The organism is Sphingopyxis granuli NBRC 100800, from assembly GCF_001591045.1.
Classification (GTDB): Bacteria; Pseudomonadota; Alphaproteobacteria; order Sphingomonadales; family Sphingomonadaceae; genus Sphingopyxis; species Sphingopyxis granuli.
Genome location: NZ_BCUA01000054.1, coordinates 1 through 16,934 on the forward strand (window position 1 = coordinate 1; position 16,934 = coordinate 16,934).

The window sequence follows — 16,934 nt, forward strand, 5'->3', positions numbered from 1 at the left end:
TCGGTGCATCGCGCTCGCCGCTTACAGTTGCAGGGACAGCCCCGGTTTCGAAGGCCCGGCCGGACCCCCTTACCGCGTTCCCTTTTAAGCCCCATCGGGGCACCGGCGCGATCAATGCAAGGTTGCCCTTGCGGCGCCCGCCCATAGCGCCTCGGCATATTTTGGCAATCGGCTTTTGCGGGGCCTGCGCGCTTGCCCGAACCGTCCGCCGGGACTAGGAGCGCGGCGTGGCCGATCTTTCCGCCTTCCGCCGACCGGGCTGGCTGCTGCTACCGGTGCTTCTCGCGCTGCTCGCGCGGGTGCTGGTCGCGCCGGGCTGGATGATCGGGCCCGATGCCGGGGGTTCGATCACCGTCCGCGTCTGTTCGGACCCGTCGAACCCCGGCGGGACGATGACCATCCCGGTCCAGACCGCGGGCGATCATCCCGATGGCGAGGGGCAGCAGCATTGCCCGTGGGGCGCGCTCGCGGTGGCGCCGATCGTGCCCGATGCCCCGGCACTGCCCGCGGCGCCGGCACCGGCCGCCCCCACGCCGCTGGCGATCCCCTCGCTCGGCTTCGCGCCGGGCATCGCCTCGCCGCTTCCTCCCAGCACCGGCCCGCCCGCCTTCGCCTGATTCAGACCGATCGCCGGCCGCGCTTCCGCGCGCGCCGGCCTTGCCTGATTTTCAGCGAAGGATTTTCCATGACCCGTTCCGTTACCCGCGCGGCGCCCCTGCCGGCGCTCGCCCTCGCCCTGTCGTTTTCCCCCGTGCCGTTTTCCCCGGCTGCTCACGCCGAGGAGGCGACGATCATCGTCACCGCGCCGACGCTCGCCGACGCCGCGCAGCAGCGCGCGGCGCAGACCCCCGGCGGGACCGACGTCGTCACGCATCAGGATTATGCCGACAAGACGATCGTGTCGCTGCGCGATACGCTCGCCTTCTCGCCCGGCGTCTACCTCCAGCCGCGCTATGGGCAGGAGGTGCGCTTGGCGATCCGTGGCTCAGGCCTCTCGCGCGGCTTCCACATGCGCGGCGTCACGCTGTTGCAGGACGGGGTGCCGATCAACCTCGCCGACGACAATGGCGATTTTCAGGAGCTGGAGCCGATCTTCTTCGACCATCTCGAAGTCTATCGCGGTGCCAATGCGCTGCGCTTCGGTTCGGGAACGCTGGGCGGCGCGATCAACGGCGTGACGCCGACCGGGCGCACCGCCCAGGGCGTCTATCTGCGCGGCGACGCCGGCAGCTTCGGCCTGCTGCGCGGCCTGGTTTCGGCGGGCGTCGCCAGCGGGCCGGTCGACGCCTGGGGCGCGGTCAGCGCCGACACGTCGGACGGCGACCGCGACCATGCGCGGCGCCGCAGCCTGCGCTTCCACGGCAATGTCGGGCTAACGCTCGGCGACGGGGTCGCGACGCGCTTCTATGCGAGCGTCAACCGCATCCGCCAGCAATTGCCGGGCGCGCTGACCGAGGCGCAGGCGCTGACCGCCCCGCGCGGCGCCAATGCGGGCAGCGTCGCGGGCGATCAGCGACGCGACATCGATTCGCTGCGCTTGCAGAACCGCACCCGCTTCGACCTCGGCGCCGCGACGCTCGAGGTCGGGGGTTTCGTCAACGCGAAATCGCTCTTTCACCCGATCTTTCAGCTGATCGACCAGAAATCGACCGACGTCGGCGGGTTCGCGCGGCTCGACTATGCCGCGGGGCCGGTCGAGGTGACGCTGGGGGGCGAGATTCGCCGTGGCAGCACCCACGCGCGGCAGTTCGTCAACGTCGCCGGCCGGCGCGGCGCGCTGACCCTCGACGCCGATCAGGAGGCGCGGACTGCGAGCCTCTATGGCGAACTGCGCGTGCGGCCGGTGCCGCCGGTGACGCTGATCGCGGGGGGCGTCTATGCCGATGGCATGCGCAAGCGGCGCGTCGGCTTTTCGGCGACCCCGGCCGCCGACGGGCGCGTCGCCTTCGACGCCTTTTCGCCCAAGTTCGGCGTGCTGGTCGAACCGGCGGAGCATGTCCAGATCTTTGCCAACTACAGCCGCTCGGCCGAATTTCCCGGTTTCGGGGAGGTGTTCCAGTCGATCGGCATGCCGCCCGCCAGCGCGCTGATCGCCGACATCCGGCCGCAGCGCGCCTGGACGGCGGAGATCGGCACGCGCGGAACGATGGGTCCGGTGCGCTGGGACGTCGCCTGGTATCGCGCGGCGATCACCGGCGAGATGCTGCAATATACGGTGAACAGCAGCATCCCCGCCGCGACCTTCAACGCCGACCGCACGCTGCATCGGGGGGTGGAGGCCGGGCTGGAGCTGACCCTCGCACCCTGGCTGCGGCTGCGCCAGACCTATGCCTACAGCGACTTCCGCTTCCGGGGCGACGCGCAGTTCGGCGACAATCGCCTGCCGGTGGTGCCGAGGCATGTCTATCGGGCGGAGGTCCGCATCGGCGGCGAGGCGCTGCACGTCGCGCCGACGCTCGAATGGGTGCCGCAGGGACCGTGGGCCGATTATGCCAACCGGGTGCGCACGCCGGGCTATGCGCTGGTCGGCCTGACCGGCGGTGCGCGTATTACCGACGGGATCGACGCCTTCGTCGACGTCCGCAACATCGCCGGCAAGAAGGCGATCGGCGACGTCAGCGCGGTGATCGCCGCCGACGCCGCGTCGGCGATCTATTACCCGGTCGAGCGCCGCGCCGTTTCCGCGGGCTTGCGCGCCCGCTTCTGACGCCGTGCTCCCGCACGCTCCTTCCGGCGGGGAAGGGGCGTGCGGGGGCGACGGAACCTTGACGCGGGCCCGCGACTCTATGGAAAGGGGCGAAGCGAAAAGGAGAGCAGGCGATGACGAAGCGGTTCAGGATCGGCGATCATGTTCGCTGGAATTCGGAGGCGGGCCATGTCTCGGGAAAGATCATCAAGGTGCACACCGCCGACTTCGACTACAAGGGCCACACCCACCGCGCGTCGAAGGACGATCCGCAATATGAGATCAAGAGCGACAAGACCGATCATGTCGCGGCGCACAAGGGCGGCGCGCTCGAACGTATAGATGGCTGAGGCCGTCCCCTTCTTCACCATCGGTCATTCCAGCCGCTCGTTCGACGAATTCGCCGTGCTGCTCGCGGACGCCGGCGTCCGTCACCTCGTCGATATCCGGCGGATGCCGCGATCGCGGTCGAACCCGCAGTTCAACGAGGACGTCCTGCCCGATGCGCTCGCGGCGCGCGGCCTGTCGTGGGAGCGCATCGCGGCGCTCGGCGGCCTGCGCAAACGCGAGCGCGAGGTGCCGCGGGCGCTCAACGGCTTCTGGACCAACGCCAGCTTCCACAATTATGCCGACTATGCGCTCGGCGCCACGTTTCGAGAGGGATTGGCGCATCTGATCGACGTCGGCCGCGAGCGCCGCTGCGCGATCATGTGCTCGGAAGCCGTCTGGTGGCGCTGCCACCGCCGCATCGTCGCCGACTATCTGATCGTGTCGGGCGCCGCCGTCGCGCACATCATGGAGCGCGGCCCGGAGCCCGCGCGGCTGACGCACGGGGCGATCCCGCGGTCCGACAGTTCGATCGTCTATCCCGCCCCCGCGCCGGAAAAAGGCGTATAGCGCGGGCGGCGCAGGCGCGCGACTCGGCGATCGGCAAAGGGGAGAGAAGGCGGCAATGGACGGGGTGAAGGCGGACGAGCCGTTCGAAAGCCTCGTCGAGGCCGTTCGCGCCTGCCGCATCTGCCGCGACGCGCCGCGCTACGGGCCGCCGCTGGGCCACGAGCCGCGCCCGATCCTGCAATTGTCGGAAAGCGCGCGCATCTGCATCGCGAGCCAGGCCCCGGGCATAAGAGCGCACACCAGCGGCCGGCCGTTCGACGACCCGTCGGGGGTGCGCCTGCGCGAATGGATGGGGATCGACGAGGCGCAATTCTATGACGCCTCGCGCGTCGCGATCCTGCCGATGGGCTTCTGCTTTCCCGGCGTCGGCGCCGGAGGCGACCTGCCGCCGCGGCGCGAGTGCCGCGAGATCTGGCAGCACCGGCTGTTCGCGCGGCTGCCCGACCTGAAGCTGCTGCTCGTCATCGGCGGTCATGCGCTGCGCTGGCATCTGGGTGCCGAATGGGCCCGGCGCGGCGTCACCCAAACCGTGCACGCCTGGCGCGAGATCGGCGCCGCCGGCGCATCGCCGCGCATCGTCCCGCTGCCGCACCCGTCGTGGCACAACAATCGCTGGCTCAAGACCCACGGCTGGTTCGAGCAGGAGCTGCTGCCCGAACTGCGGCGCGAGGTGCACGCCCTGCTGGCCTGATCGGGCGCGGAGCCCTTCCCGGCCAGTAGGCCGGGAAGGGACGATGGTCAGAAACCGAAGGCGATCCCGACCCGGCCGCCGGTGGTGCCCTTCACCGTCGATCCGGCAAAGCCGCCGCTGACGTAGACGCGCGGAGTCAGGCGCACGACGGCGGCGCCCGAGAAACCCTGTTCGCCCTGATAGGTGGCGAGGTTGAACGAGACCGAGACATTGCTGTCGGGGACGATCATCGTCCCGCCCATCGCCATCGCGGTGACGATACCGCCCGTCGCCTCGCGGAAGCGGCGGTCGTTGCCGATGCTCAGCGCGTCGATCCGGCCGTTCAGCGCGCTGATATTGCCGTCGAGCGCCCCGATCGCCGAACCGACGTCGTGATAGGCGGTGCCGCCGACCGAATAGCTCGGCGCGCTGACCGTGCCCGTCGCGGCATTGTAGGCCGCGCCGCCGCCGAGCGCGGAGGCGAGGCCGGCCCCGGCGGTGTCGCCGCGTAGCACGGCGATGTTTGCGGTCGCTTGCGCGGCGCTGGCGCTGGACTGGGCGGTCGCCGCGCCGGCGAGCGCCGTGTCGGCGGTGCCCTGCGCCGTCGCGGCGTTGGCGAGTGCCGAGTTCGCTGTCCCTTGCGCCGCGGCCGCTTCGCTGCGGGCGATATCAGCGGTCGTCTGCGCAGCCGCCGCACTGGCGACGGCGGCGTCGGCGGTCGCCTGCGCCGCGACCGCGCTGCCCGCGCCCGCCGTCGCGGCGGCAAGCGCGGCGTTGGCCGTGGTCTGCGCGGCGGTCGCTTTCGCGTCCACGACGTCGAGCTGCGCCTTGTTCACGGCGTCGGTCGCCTGCGTGCCCGCCGCGACGTTGACGAGCTGACGTTGCAGGGCCGCCGAACCGACGGAGACGCTGCTCGCGCGATCGGCGATCGATCCGGTGCCGAGCGCGACACTGCCCGCGGCCGCGGCTTCCGCGCCATAGCCGACCGCCGTGGCGCTGGTGACCGTTGCCTTGGCCAGTGAGCCCAGCGCCGTCGTATAAAAGGTCGCGGCCTCGCTCATTCTCCCGACGGCTGTCGCGTCGTCGCCCGCCGCCTTGCTGTTGACGCCTACCGCCGTGCTGGCAGAGCCGGAGGCTTCGCTCAGATAGCCGAATGCAGAGGCGCCGGCCTTGCTGGCGATGGAACTGCCTCCTGCCGCGACCGCGTAACCCGCGGCGTTGGCGGCGTCTCCGAGGGCGACCGAGTCGATCCCCGTGGCCCCGGCAGTGCGGCCGATCGCGATCGCGCTGATCCCCGTGGCGCTCGCGCCTGCCCCCACCGAATTGATCGCGACATAGGGATTGACGGCGCCCGCCGCCACGGCGTCGAGCTGCGCCTTGTTCACCGCGTCGGTCGCCTGCGTGCCCGCGGCGACATTGGTGAGCTGGCGCTGGTAAATCGCCGTGCCGAACGAGACGCTGTTCGTGCGGTCCGCGATCGACCCCGCACCGATCGCCACGCTGCGCTCGGCGGATGCCTGCGCATTCTGGCCTAGCGCCGTGGCGCCTTCCGCCGACGCATTGGCGAGCATTCCGAACGCGCTCGCATATTCGGCCGTGGCCTCGCTGAACGCGCCTGCCGCCGTAGTGTAATCGGCGGTCGCCTTGCTGGTATTGCCGAGCGCGGAGCTGTTGAAGCCGAAGGCCTGGGTCGATACGCCGAGTGCGGTGGCGCCGCTGCTGGTGGCGCCGGAGTTCTGCCCCACTGCGGTCGTGAAGGCGGCGGTTGCGTTGGAACTCTTGCCGATCGCAGTGGCGTTGGTCGAATCAGCGTTCGCCAATTGGCCGACGGCGGTGCTGTTGTCCCCGGTCGCGCGACTCGATTGGCCCAGCGCGGTGCTGCTTGCGGAAGTGGCGCGGGCGTTGCGACCGACCGCCGTGCTGCGCTCGCCGCTTGCTTCGGTCGCCTGACCCAGCGCAGTGCTTTCTTCGCCGGTTGCCGAGCTGTTGCTGCCCACGGCGGTGCTGACGAGGCCGCTCGCGACGCTGACTTCGCCGCATTCGGTGCTGCCGCTCACGTCATCGGCGTTGCCGGCTATGCCGTCTGGGCCTGCATTGACATTGCATTCGGGGGTGACGTCGGCGCGCGCCGGGGCGGCCGTCAGCATCGCGATGACGATGGCCGGAGCGGCTGCGGCGATCAGCAGGTTCAATTTACGCATATTCTCTTCCCTCCTATCGGACGAAGGCCATCGGCCCCCACGGTGGATGTCTCGACCCGGCGGGCGGACGCCTGCCCCGGCGCCTCTTCCCGTTTCGCGCGCGGCGCGCTTGCCTTGCCGCGCTTGCCTTGCATCCGCCGACCTGCGAAGAACGGCGGACGCCTGACAGAGAGCGAGACGGGAAATTTCCGAGGAAGCGGACACGCCGGCCGAAAAAAATGGGGCGGAGGGCCCGGACGCGCTGATCGCGGGGCTTTACGGCGAATTGCGCGCCATCGCGCGGCGCGAGCATTATCGCGCCGGACAGCCGCAGACGCTCCAGACCACGGCGCTGATCAACGAAGCCTATGTCAAGTTGCGCAAGGCCGACGGCTGGGACAGCCGGTCGCATTTCCTAGCCTGCGCGGCGACCGCGATGCGGCACATATTGATCGACGCGGCGCGCGCGCGGCTCGCCTCGAAACGCAATGCGCCGACCTACAGCTTCACCCAGAGCCTCGACTCGCTCGCCGCCGCGGTTCCGGCGGACGAACAGGTCGTCCGGCTCGGCGAGGCGCTCGAAGAACTGAAACGGCTCGACGCCAACCTCGCGCAGGTCGTCGACTGCCGCTTCTTCGCGGGGATGGACGAGAAGGAGACCGCGCTGGTCCTCGGCGTCTCCGACCGCACGATCCGCCGCTGGTGGGTGCAGGCGCGCGCGTGGATCCACCACGAGATGGCGGCGGCCTGATCCTGCCCTGAGCGAAAGGACCTGGCGCGCCGATGATCGTCGTTCAGCGGCTCAGTCGACCTTGCCGTCGATCGGCCCTTCCTGGAAGTGCGGCGTCCCTTCGACGGGACGCGTGTCGCCCTGCTTCGTTCGCCAGACCTTCAGCTTCCGGCGAAGCGACCGCAGGACTGTTTTGTAGCGCGAATCCGCCGCCAGATTGTTGCGTTCGGCGGGGTCGGCCTCGAGGTCATAGAGTTCCTCCGCCGGACGCCGGTAATAGCTGTTGACGATCTGCTGAGCGGCGGGATCGGTCGAACGACGCCACGACGGGAAATAGCGTCCCGAATCGTCAATGTTTCGCACATATTGGTCGATGTGCGTCGTGTAGACATATTCGGGGTGCAGGTTGGAGATATACTTCCACTTCGGCGTGCGCACGCTACGCATGGGATAAGCTCGTCCCCAGCCGTGCCCGCAGCGCGGGGAAGGATTTGAGGTAGGAGGCGCCCGCCGCGCCCTCGGCCTCGAACAGCGCTGCGGCGCGGTCGGTTTCCTGTCGCGCCTCGGCGAGCCTGCCCTGCCTGAGCAGCGTCACCGCCTTCGCGCGGGCGAAGATCGCCTGCGGCAGGCCGGGTTTGGGCAAGGCGTCGATCAACGGCTGCGTCTCGGCGATCGTCCGGCGCGCGCCCGCGATATCGCCCGATTCGGCCTGCGCCTCGATCAGCCCCGCGGCGATGATCAGCGTCGGCGCCGCGCGCGGACTCAGATATTGCGCCGCCATCGGGCGCGCCTCGGCGAGAACCGCTTTCGCGTCGGCATATTTGCCGAGCGCCAGCCTGGCGCGGCCGAGCTGGAGCAGATCGACCGCGAGCCCCGCCGAACGCCCGAAGGTCGCGCGCCGCTGCGCCGCCACCCGCGTGACGATCCGCTCGGCGGCGGCCGGCTGGTCGAGCTTGAGCAGGCGCACGGCCTTCAACTGGGCGATGGTCAGCCCCTGCATGCTCGCCTCCTGCCCGGTGCGGCGGATCACCGCCTCGGCGCGGTCGAAGATCGCGGGCATCGCATCGAGCTGGTTCGCCTCGGCCATATAGACCAGCAGGTTGTTGTAGGTGGTCAGCAGGTCGCGGTGGTTCTCGGCATAGACGATGTCGGCATCGGGCAGCGTCCGGATCAGCAGCGCGATCGCTTCCTCCAGCCGCCCGGTGCGCCGCCACAACTGCGCGCGCGCGAGTGCGATCTCGACCAGTTCGCGGCGGAAATGCGCGGGGTCGGCGCGGAACACCGGCTCGGCGGCGTCGATGTTGGGGCCGATCTCCTCGGTCCGGCCGAGACCCCCTGCGGCGGCGGCGGCGCGCATGCGAAGCTGCGCGGTCGCCACCGGGTCGCCGCGTCCGACGCCGCGCGCCAGCGCCTTCTGGATCAGCGCGTCGGCACCCGCCGTATCCTCCAGATTCACATAGAGGTCGAACAATGTGACGATCAGGTCGGCCGATTTGGAACTGGTGTCGAGCGAGGCGGCGAGGCGGGTCGCGGTCTGATCGAGCATCTGCTTGACGGTGACATTCTCGCTGTTCGCATCCTCGGCGGTGTCGCGCACCATCACCGTCAGCATCCGGTTGATCGCCTCCGACCGCCGCGCCTCGGCGACCGCGAGGTCGCGCTCGAGCGCGGTCTCGCGCGCCTGCCATGCGATGCCGCCCGCGCCGACGAGCAGCGCCGCGAGCACCGCAGCGGTCGCCGCGACCCCCCAGCGATAGCGGCGCAGGAAGCGACCGAGCATGTAGCGCGTCGATCCGTCGCGCGCATGGACGGGCAGATATTGCTGGTGGCGTGCGATGTCCTCGGCCAGCGCGCTGACGCTGCGATAGCGCTGCGCCGGGTCGCGCCGCATCGCCTTCAGGACGATCGCGTCGAGGTCGCCCGCGATCCGCCGTGCCGGCACTGGCGCCTCGCCACGATCCGCGGCGCGGCTCGGCAGTTCGGGGTCCTCATAGAGGACGCGGCGGATCATCATCGGCACCGACGCCTTGCCGCCGCGCCAGGGACTCCGCCCGCTGACCAGTTCGTAGAGGAGGACGCCGAGCGCGTAGACGTCGGTCGCGACCGTCGCTTCCTCGCCGCCCAGCTGTTCGGGCGCGGCATAGTCGGGGGTGAGCATCGCCTGCGTCGTCGCGGGCAGCGCCGCGCTGTCGTCGAGCAGCTTGCCGATCCCGAAGTCGAGCAGGCGCGGCTTGCCGCCCGCGTCGATCAGGATGTTCGACGGCTTGATGTCGCGGTGGACGACAAGGTTGCCGTGCGCATAGGCGAGCGCGTCGCAGACGGTGCGGAACAGGTCGAGCCGCGTGTCGAGGTCGGCGCCATGTGCGGTGCACCAGGCGTCGATCGGCTGGCCGTCGACATAATCCATCGCGATATAGGGCCGCCCGTCGGGAGCAACCCCGGCGTCGATCAGCCGCGCGATTCCCGGATGATCGAGCCGCGCGAGCAGCCGCCGCTCGCGCGCGAAGCTCTCGGCACGCTCGGCGGCGTCGACGCGCAGCAGCTTCAGCGCGACGCGCTGGTCGAAATCGGCCCCCGTGCGATAGGCGAGATAGACCTCGCCCAACCCGCCGCGCCCGATCGGCCGTTCGACGGTGAAGCCGCCGATCGCCTGCCCGGGGGCGAGCGAGCCGAAGCTTGCGGGCGCCGACTCGCCCGCCGGCGACGGGGGCGCCAGCGATGGCGGCGCGCCGTCCAATATGCCGTCGCCGCGCGCGGCGAGCAGCAGGCGGCGCGTCGTTTCGACGATCCCCGCGGATTGCGGCGCCTTCGCGAGGCGCTGTGCCTGCATGTCGGGCGGAAGGTCGACCAGTTGCTCGAAGAGGCGCTGGACGGCCTGCCAGTCGTCGCGGTTCAACGCCTCCATCGCCCCTCCTCCGATCGTCCGGTCCCGATCGTCCGGCACAGTTGATCCGAAGAAGCGGCGCCGCGCAATCGCTTATTTGACCGTGACGGGGGCCTTGATCCCGTCCGTGCTTGCGGCACAATGGCCGCCGGTCGATACGGACGGGGAAGGGGTTGGCGATGATGGCGAGGGGCAGGTATTTCGGCATGGCGGCGGCGCTGTTCGGCGCGTCCTTCCTTTCCCCCGTGCAGGCGGGCGGGGCGGCCCCCGCCGCCTATGACGTCGTGATTCGCGGCGGCACCATCTATGACGGGTCGGGCGGCGCGCCGCTGGTCGGCGACGTCGCGATCCGCGGCGACCGCATCGTCGCGGTCGGCACGGTCGAGGGGCGCGGCGCGCGCGAGGTCCGGGCGGACGGCATGGCGGTCGCGCCGGGCTTCATCAACATGCTGAGCTGGGCGACCGAATCGCTGATCGCCGATCCGCGCAGCCAGAGCGACATCCGGCAGGGCGTGACGCTGGAGGTGATGGGCGAGGGCTGGTCGATGGGACCGCTCAACGCGACGATGAAGGCGCAGGAGACCGAACGCCAGGGCGACATCCGCTTTCCGATCGAATGGACGACGCTGGGCGATTATTTCGCCTATCTCGAAAAGCGCGGCATCGCGCCCAATGTCGCGAGCTTCGTCGGCGCCGCGACGGTGCGCGTCCACGAACTGGGCGAAGGCGACGTCGATCCGACCCCCGAACAGCTGGAGCGGATGCAGGCGCTGGTGCGCCAGGCGATGGACGAGGGCGCGCTGGGCGTCGGCAGCTCGCTGATCTATGCGCCCGGTTCCTATGCCGAGACCGACGAACTGGTCGCGCTGATGCAGGCGGCGGCCGCTTGCGGCGGCATGTACATCAGCCACATGCGCTCCGAGGGCGACCGGGTCGAGGAAGCGGTCGACGAGCTGATCGAGATCGCGCGCCGGTCGGGCGCGGCGGCCGAAATCTATCATCTCAAGATGGGCGGGCGCGCCAATTGGGACAAGCTGGCCCCCGTCGTCGCGAAGATCGAGGCGGCGCGCGCGGCGGGGCTGCGGATCACCGCCGACATGTACACCTATACCGCCGGCGCGACCGGGCTCGACGCCGCGATGCCGACCTGGGTGCAGGCGGGCGGGGTCGAGGCGTGGATCGAACGGCTGAAGGACCCGCAGGTCCGTGCGCGCGTCGCCGCGGAGATGCGCGCGCCGGGCGATGACTGGGAGAATCTCTATTTCGGCGCCGGGGCCGACAAGATGATTCTCACCGGCTTCAAGAATCCGGCGCTCAAGCCGCTCACCGGCAAGACGCTCGCCGAGGTCGCGGCGATGCGCGGCACCTCGCCCGAGGATACCGCGATGGACCTGGTGGTCGAGGACGGTTCGCGCGTCGGCACCGTCTATTTCCTGATGTCCGAGGACAATGTCCGCCAGCAGATCCGGCTGCCGTGGATGAGCTTCGGCTCGGACGCCGCGTCGCAATCGACCGAGGGCGTGTTCCTGAAATCGGGCGCGCACCCGCGCACCTACGGCAATTTCGCGCGGCTGCTCGGCCGCTATGTGCGCGACGAGAAACTGATCCCGCTCGAACAGGCGGTGTATCGCCTGACGACGCTGCCCGCGACCAACCTGGGGCTGAAGGAGCGCGGCGCGCTCAGGCCCGGCTATTATGCCGACGTCGTCGTCTTCGACCCGAAGACCGTCGCCGACCGCGCGACCTTCGAGGCGCCGCACCAATATGCGGTCGGGGTGCGCGACGTGTTCGTGAACGGCGTCGCGGCGTTGCAAGGCGGCGAGCCGACGGGCGCGACGCCCGGCCGCGCGCTACGCGGCGCCGGCTTCGGGACGTGCCGCTAGGAGCGGGCGGCATCGGGCACCGCCCGGCCGAAAGGGAACCGCACCGCGCCCTCGCGCATTGCCCATGGGTCACGCTCATGGGAGGATGCTATGCCCGCCCGCGCCTATTGGAAGGGGCAGATCCGGCTCGCGCTGGTGTCGATCCCCGTCGAAATCTATCCGGCGACCCGGTCGGGGGCGAGCGTCAGCTTTCGCCAGATTCACGAGCCGAGCGGCAAGCCGGTCAAATATGAGAAGGTCGTCCCCGGTATCGGGCCGATCGACAAGGACGATATCGTCAAGGGCTATGAGTTGTCGAAAGGCAGCTACGTCCTGCTGGACGAAGAGGAGATCGAGGCGGTCAAGCTCGAAAGCAAGCGGACGCTGGAGCTCGTCCAGTTCGTCGACGCGGGCGAGATCGACATCCTCTATTACGAGAAGCCCTATTATGTGGTTCCCGCCGACGAACTGGCGGAGGAGGCCTATATCGTCCTGCGCGAGGCGCTGCGCCGCACGCGCAAGGTCGGCCTCGGCCAGCTCGCGCTGCGCGGCGAGGAGCAGCTCGTCGCATTGCGCCCGTGCGGCAAGGGCCTCGTCCTCGAAGTGCTGCGCTACGCCGACGAGGTCAATCGGGCGGCGAATTATTTCCGCGACGTCGGCGCCGCGAAGCCTGACGCCGACCTGCTCGACCTGGCCGAGACGCTGATCGACAGGAAGAGCGGCCGGTTCGACGCGAGCGACTATCACAACCATTATGTCGACGCGCTGAAGCGGCTGATCGCCAAGAAGGCCAAGGCGAAGGGCCGCAAGGTGCTGGAGGATGTCGAGGAGCCCGCCGCCGCGCGCGAGGGATCGAACGTCATCGACCTGATGGCGGCGCTCAAGGCGTCGGTTGACGGGCGCAAGTCGTCGCCGGCGGCAAGGACGAAGGCCCCGGCGCGCAAGGCTTCGACGCCCCGCGCGCCGGCGAAGAAGCGCGCCTGACATGGCGCGGCGCGCCGACCCGCTCGCGCAGTACAAGGCCAAGCGCGACTTCGCCGCCACCCCCGAGCCGGCGGGGCAGGTGGCGAAGGGAAAGGCGGCGAAGGCGGAAGGCGGGCGCTTCATCGTCCAGAAGCACGACGCGACGCGCCTTCATTATGACTTCCGCCTCGAGGCCGACGGTGTGCTCAAGAGCTGGGCGGTGACGAAGGGGCCGAGCGCCGATCCCGCCGACAAGCGGCTCGCGGTGCGCACCGAGGATCATCCGCTTGCCTACGCCGATTTCGAGGGCGCGATCCCCAAGGGTGAATATGGCGGCGGCACGGTGATGCTGTGGGACCGCGGCACCTGGGCGCCGGTCGCGGGCAAGAGCGCGAAGGACATCGATCGCGGCCATCTGCACTTCACGCTCGACGGCGAACGGATGAAGGGCGAATGGCTACTCGTCCGCATGAAGCCGCGCGCGGGCGAAAAGCGCGAGAACTGGCTGCTGCGCAAGATCGACGACGCCCATGCCGGCGGCAGCGACGATCTGGTCGGGCGCCATCTGACGAGCGTCCTCACCGGCCGCACCATGGCCGAGATCGCGGGCGACGCGGGTGGCGCGCAGTCGCTGCGCGGTGCGAAGGGCGCCGCCTTCACGCAGAAGATGAAGGCCGCGGCGAAGCATAATGCGGCGGTCACGAAGCGCCGCGCCGGCGGGGGCAAGCCGCCCGCCTTTCGCAAGCCCCAGCTCGCGACGCTCGTCGATGCGGTGCCGGGCGGCAACAACTGGTTCCACGAGATCAAATATGACGGCTATCGCGCGCTCGTCGCGGCGGCGGGAAGCGCGGTGCGCATCCATACGCGAAACGGCCTCGACTGGACCGACAAGTTCGCGCCGCTCGCCGCGCAGTTCGCCGCGCTCGACCTGCCGCCGTGCCTGATCGACGGAGAGATCGTCGCCTATGACGGTGCGGGCAATCCCGATTTCTCGTCGCTGCAGGCGGTGATCAAGCGCGGCCATGGCGCGCAGGATGCCGATACGGCGCTGAACTTCTTCGCCTTCGACCTGCTCGAAGAGGATGGCAAGTCGCTGGCGAAGCTGGGCAATCTCGAACGCAAGGAACGGCTCGAAGCGCTGCTGCGCGCCGCCGCGCCGCCGATCGCGGTCGCCGACCATGTCATCGGCGCGGGCGAACGCCTGTATACGGCGATGTGCGGCGCGGGGCAGGAAGGCATCATCTCGAAGCGCGCCGACGCTCCCTATGCCGGCCGCCGGACGCGCAACTGGGTCAAGGTCAAATGCACCCGCCGCCAGGAATTCATCATCGTCGGCTGGAAGCCGTCTTCGGCGAAGGCGCGCCCCTTCGCCTCGTTGCTCCTCGCGCAGCGCGAGGGCGATGCGCTGGTCTACAAGGGCAATGTCGGCACCGGCTTCGACGCTGCGACGATGGCGATGCTGGCGCGCAAGTTCGCGAGCCGTGCGCGCAAGACCCCGCCGCTGGCGGTCGAACGCGCGGCGGCGCGCGACGTCCGCTGGCTGACCCCCGACCTCGTCGCCGAAATCGCCTTCGCCGAATATACCGCCGGCGGATCGGTGCGCCACGCGAGCTTCGTCGGCCTGCGCGAGGACAAGGAGGCGAAGGACGTGACTCCGGAGACGAAGCAGGCGGCGCCCCGCCCGACCGCCGACGTGCGGATCAGCAACCGCGACCGCGTCATCTTTCCCGAATCGAAGGCGACCAAGGGCGACCTCGCCGACTATTATGCCGCGGTCGCGCCGATCATGCTGCCGCACATGGCGCGCCGCCCGGTCAGCCTCGTCCGCTGCCCGCAAGGACGCGCCAAGCAATGCTTTTTCCAGAAGCATGATTCGGGATCGTTCGGCCCGCAGGTCCACCATGTCCCGATCCGCGAGAAGGACGGCGGGGTCGAGGATTATCTCTATGTCGAGGACGCCGGCGGCATCCTCGCCTGCGTCCAGATGGGGACGATCGAATTCCACGGCTGGGGCAGCCATGTCGACACGCTCGAGGCGCCCGACCGGATGGTCTTCGATCTCGACCCCGACGAAGGGCTCGATTTCGGCGACGTCCGCAAGGCGGCGGCCGACCTCCATCGCCAGCTTTCCGATATCGGCCTGATCAGCTTCGCGATGCTGTCGGGCGGCAAGGGGGTGCATGTCGTCGTGCCGCTCGACCCGGGACCGGACTGGGACGCGCACAAGGATTTCGCGAAGCGCTTCGCCGAAGCGCTCAGCCTCGCCGAGCCCGACCGTTTCACCGCGACGATGAGCAAGGCGAAGCGCAAGGGCAAGATCTTCATCGACTGGCTGCGCAACCAGCGCGGCAGCACCGCGATCATGCCCTGGTCGGCCCGCGCCCGCGAAGGCGCGCCGGTCGCGGCGCCGATCGGCTGGGATGCGCTGGCGGACATCGACAGCCCGCGCCACTGGACGATCGCCGACGCCGATGCGCTGCTCGAACGCGCGGCGAGCGCCGAGCTCAAGGGCTGGGGCTTCGCGCGCCAGACGCTTCCCGATTTGTGAGGGCTGAAGGGCCACACCACAAATATGCGCCGTTTGCCCTGAGCTTGTCGAAGGGCCGCTCCTTCTTTCAGCGCCGCGAGAAGGGCGGTGCTTCGACAAGCTCAGCACAGGCGGGGTAGGTGGTGAAGATTGCAAATACGGCAATCTAGCGTTCAGCGCCGCCGCCGAGTGCCTGATAGAGCGCGACATAGGCGGTGAGGCGGTCGGCGCGCAGCTGGATCAGCGCGAGATCGACCGACAGCAGCGCGCGCTGCGCGTCGATCTGTTCGAGGTAGGGCGAATAGCCGGCGCGATAGCGGTTGGTGGCGTGGCGCAGCGCGTCGGCGACCGCGGTCCGTTGCGCGACCAGCGCCTGTTCCTGCACGCCGAGCCGGTCGATCACCGCGAGCTGGTCCTCGACCTCGCGAAAGGCGGTGAGCACCGTGCGGCGATAGGCGAAGGCGGCCTGATCGCGCTGCGCGGTCGCGGCGTCGAACTGACCGTGCAGCCGCCCGCCCTGGAACAGCGGGGCGAGGATGCTGCCGCCGACCGACCAGATGCCCACCGGATCGGACAGCGCCGACGAGATCACCGCGCCGGCCGACGCCGACAGGCGAAGCTGCGGCAGGAATTGCGCGCGCGCGGCGCGCAGGCTGGCGTCGGTCGCGGCGAGCGCATATTCGGCCTGCGCGATGTCGGGCCGGCGGCGGACGAGTTGCGACGGCAGCATCGCGGGGACGGTGGGCGTCGTCAGCGATCCGAAGCCCGCGCCGCGTGCGATCGCGTGCGGGGTCTCGCCGGCGAGCAGCGACAGGGCGTTCTCCTGCCGCGCGATCGCCGCCTCGATCGCCGGGACCTGTTGCTCGGTCGCGCGATACTCGGCCTCGGCCTGCCGCAGTTCGAGCTGCGAGGTATAGCCCGCCTCGGCACGGTCGCGCGCGATGCGCAGCGCCTCGCCGCGCGATGCCAGCGTCTGTTGCAGCAGCTCGCGCCGCGCGTCGAGCGCGAGCAGGGCGATATAGCCGCTTGCCGCCGCCGCGCTCACCGACAGCGTCGCCGCCTCGTGCGCCGCCGCGACCGCCGCGGCGTTGGCGCGCGCCGCCTCGACCTGCGCGGCGTTGCGGCCGAACAGATCGACTTCATAGGCGGCCTGGAAGACGGGCTGCGCGGCAAAGCCCTCGGTCGCGACGCCGAAGGGATTGAGGCTGCGCGATTCGGCGCCCGGCGCGCTGGCGCTCAGCGACGGCAGCAGCAGCGATCGCGCGACCCTTTCCTGCGCGCGCGCCTCGGCGACGCGCGCCGCGGCGATCGCGAGGTCGCTGTTGTTCGCGCGCGCGCGCTCGACCAGCACGGCGAGCTGCGGGTCGCCGAAGCGGTCCCACCATTGCCGGTCGATCGCGCCGCTCGCGGGAAGGTCGGTGCGCCAGTCGGCGGGCGGCGCGACCGTGCTTGCTTCGGGGCGCGGCGTGATCGGCGGCGCGCAGGCGGCGAGCAGCAGCGGCAGGGCCAGCGCCGCGCGCGGGACGGGGCGCATC

General features: G+C 70.1%; 13 protein-coding genes and 1 riboswitch. Of the genes, 9 read left to right on the forward strand and 4 right to left on the reverse strand.

What is annotated here, in order from left to right:
• Positions 1–122, reverse strand: a riboswitch (cobalamin riboswitch). This riboswitch is flagged as partial in the annotation.
• A gap of 105 nt (positions 123–227) precedes the next feature.
• The 5 genes from SGR02S_RS12815 (at position 228) to SGR02S_RS12835 (ending at position 4,274) form a co-directional block, all read left to right on the forward strand.
• Complete coding sequence (locus SGR02S_RS12815) at positions 228–617, forward strand: hypothetical protein (RefSeq protein ID WP_067110373.1); 390 nt, start codon at positions 228–230, stop codon at positions 615–617.
• Between the two features lie 68 nt (positions 618–685).
• Positions 686–2,707 (forward strand): TonB-dependent receptor family protein, encoded by a 2,022-nt coding sequence (locus tag SGR02S_RS12820; RefSeq protein WP_067110376.1) that lies wholly within the window; start codon positions 686–688, stop codon positions 2,705–2,707.
• Between the two features lie 113 nt (positions 2,708–2,820).
• Positions 2,821–3,036 (forward strand): hypervirulence associated TUDOR domain-containing protein, encoded by a 216-nt coding sequence (locus tag SGR02S_RS12825; protein ID WP_067110379.1) that lies wholly within the window; start codon positions 2,821–2,823, stop codon positions 3,034–3,036.
• Positions 3,029–3,583 (forward strand): DUF488 domain-containing protein, encoded by a 555-nt coding sequence (locus tag SGR02S_RS12830; protein WP_067110382.1) that lies wholly within the window; start codon positions 3,029–3,031, stop codon positions 3,581–3,583. The genes SGR02S_RS12825 and SGR02S_RS12830 overlap by 8 nt, the downstream gene beginning before the upstream one ends.
• Before the next feature lie 55 nt (positions 3,584–3,638).
• Positions 3,639–4,274, forward strand: coding sequence for a uracil-DNA glycosylase family protein (locus SGR02S_RS12835; protein ID WP_067110385.1), 636 nt, complete (start codon positions 3,639–3,641; stop codon positions 4,272–4,274).
• A gap of 47 nt (positions 4,275–4,321) precedes the next feature.
• On the opposite strand, the gene SGR02S_RS12840 is transcribed toward SGR02S_RS12835, so the two are convergent.
• A complete protein-coding gene (locus tag SGR02S_RS12840) occupies positions 4,322–6,454 on the reverse strand; it encodes a hypothetical protein (protein WP_082797132.1) in 2,133 nt (710 codons plus the stop codon).
• 184 nt (positions 6,455–6,638) lie between these two features.
• Here SGR02S_RS12840 and SGR02S_RS12845 point away from each other — a divergent pair, with 184 nt between their 5' ends.
• Positions 6,639–7,184: an ECF-type sigma factor gene (locus SGR02S_RS12845; protein WP_067110391.1), complete on the forward strand. Its 546-nt coding sequence runs from the start codon at positions 6,639–6,641 to the stop codon at positions 7,182–7,184.
• Between the two features lie 51 nt (positions 7,185–7,235).
• On the opposite strand, the gene SGR02S_RS12850 is transcribed toward SGR02S_RS12845, so the two are convergent.
• Both SGR02S_RS12850 and SGR02S_RS12855 read right to left on the reverse strand, forming a co-directional pair.
• On the reverse strand, positions 7,236–7,610 hold the full coding sequence (locus tag SGR02S_RS12850) for a sulfatase family protein (protein WP_156483073.1): 375 nt from the start codon (positions 7,608–7,610) through the stop codon (positions 7,236–7,238).
• Positions 7,603–10,068: a serine/threonine-protein kinase gene (locus SGR02S_RS12855; RefSeq protein ID WP_067110397.1), complete on the reverse strand. Its 2,466-nt coding sequence runs from the start codon at positions 10,066–10,068 to the stop codon at positions 7,603–7,605. The genes SGR02S_RS12850 and SGR02S_RS12855 overlap by 8 nt, the downstream gene beginning before the upstream one ends.
• 161 nt (positions 10,069–10,229) lie before the next feature.
• Between SGR02S_RS12855 and SGR02S_RS12860 the strand changes: the two genes are divergently transcribed.
• The 3 genes from SGR02S_RS12860 to ligD all read left to right on the forward strand — a co-directional run bounded on the left by SGR02S_RS12860 (position 10,230) and on the right by ligD (position 15,420).
• Positions 10,230–11,930, forward strand: a complete 1,701-nt coding sequence (locus tag SGR02S_RS12860; RefSeq protein WP_255211472.1) for an N-acyl-D-amino-acid deacylase family protein — start codon at positions 10,230–10,232, stop codon at positions 11,928–11,930.
• 90 nt (positions 11,931–12,020) lie between these two features.
• Positions 12,021–12,893, forward strand: coding sequence for a non-homologous end joining protein Ku (gene ku / locus SGR02S_RS12865; protein ID WP_067110400.1), 873 nt, complete (start codon positions 12,021–12,023; stop codon positions 12,891–12,893).
• Position 12,894: 1 nt separating this feature from the next.
• The gene (gene ligD / locus SGR02S_RS12870; protein WP_067110403.1) at positions 12,895–15,420 is read left to right on the forward strand and encodes a DNA ligase D; all 2,526 of its coding nucleotides are present in this window, start codon (positions 12,895–12,897) and stop codon (positions 15,418–15,420) included.
• 145 nt (positions 15,421–15,565) lie between these two features.
• Here the strand turns inward: ligD and SGR02S_RS12875 are convergent, their stop codons facing one another.
• A complete protein-coding gene (locus SGR02S_RS12875) occupies positions 15,566–16,933 on the reverse strand; it encodes an efflux transporter outer membrane subunit (protein WP_067110406.1) in 1,368 nt (455 codons plus the stop codon).
• Position 16,934: the final 1 nt, after the last annotated feature.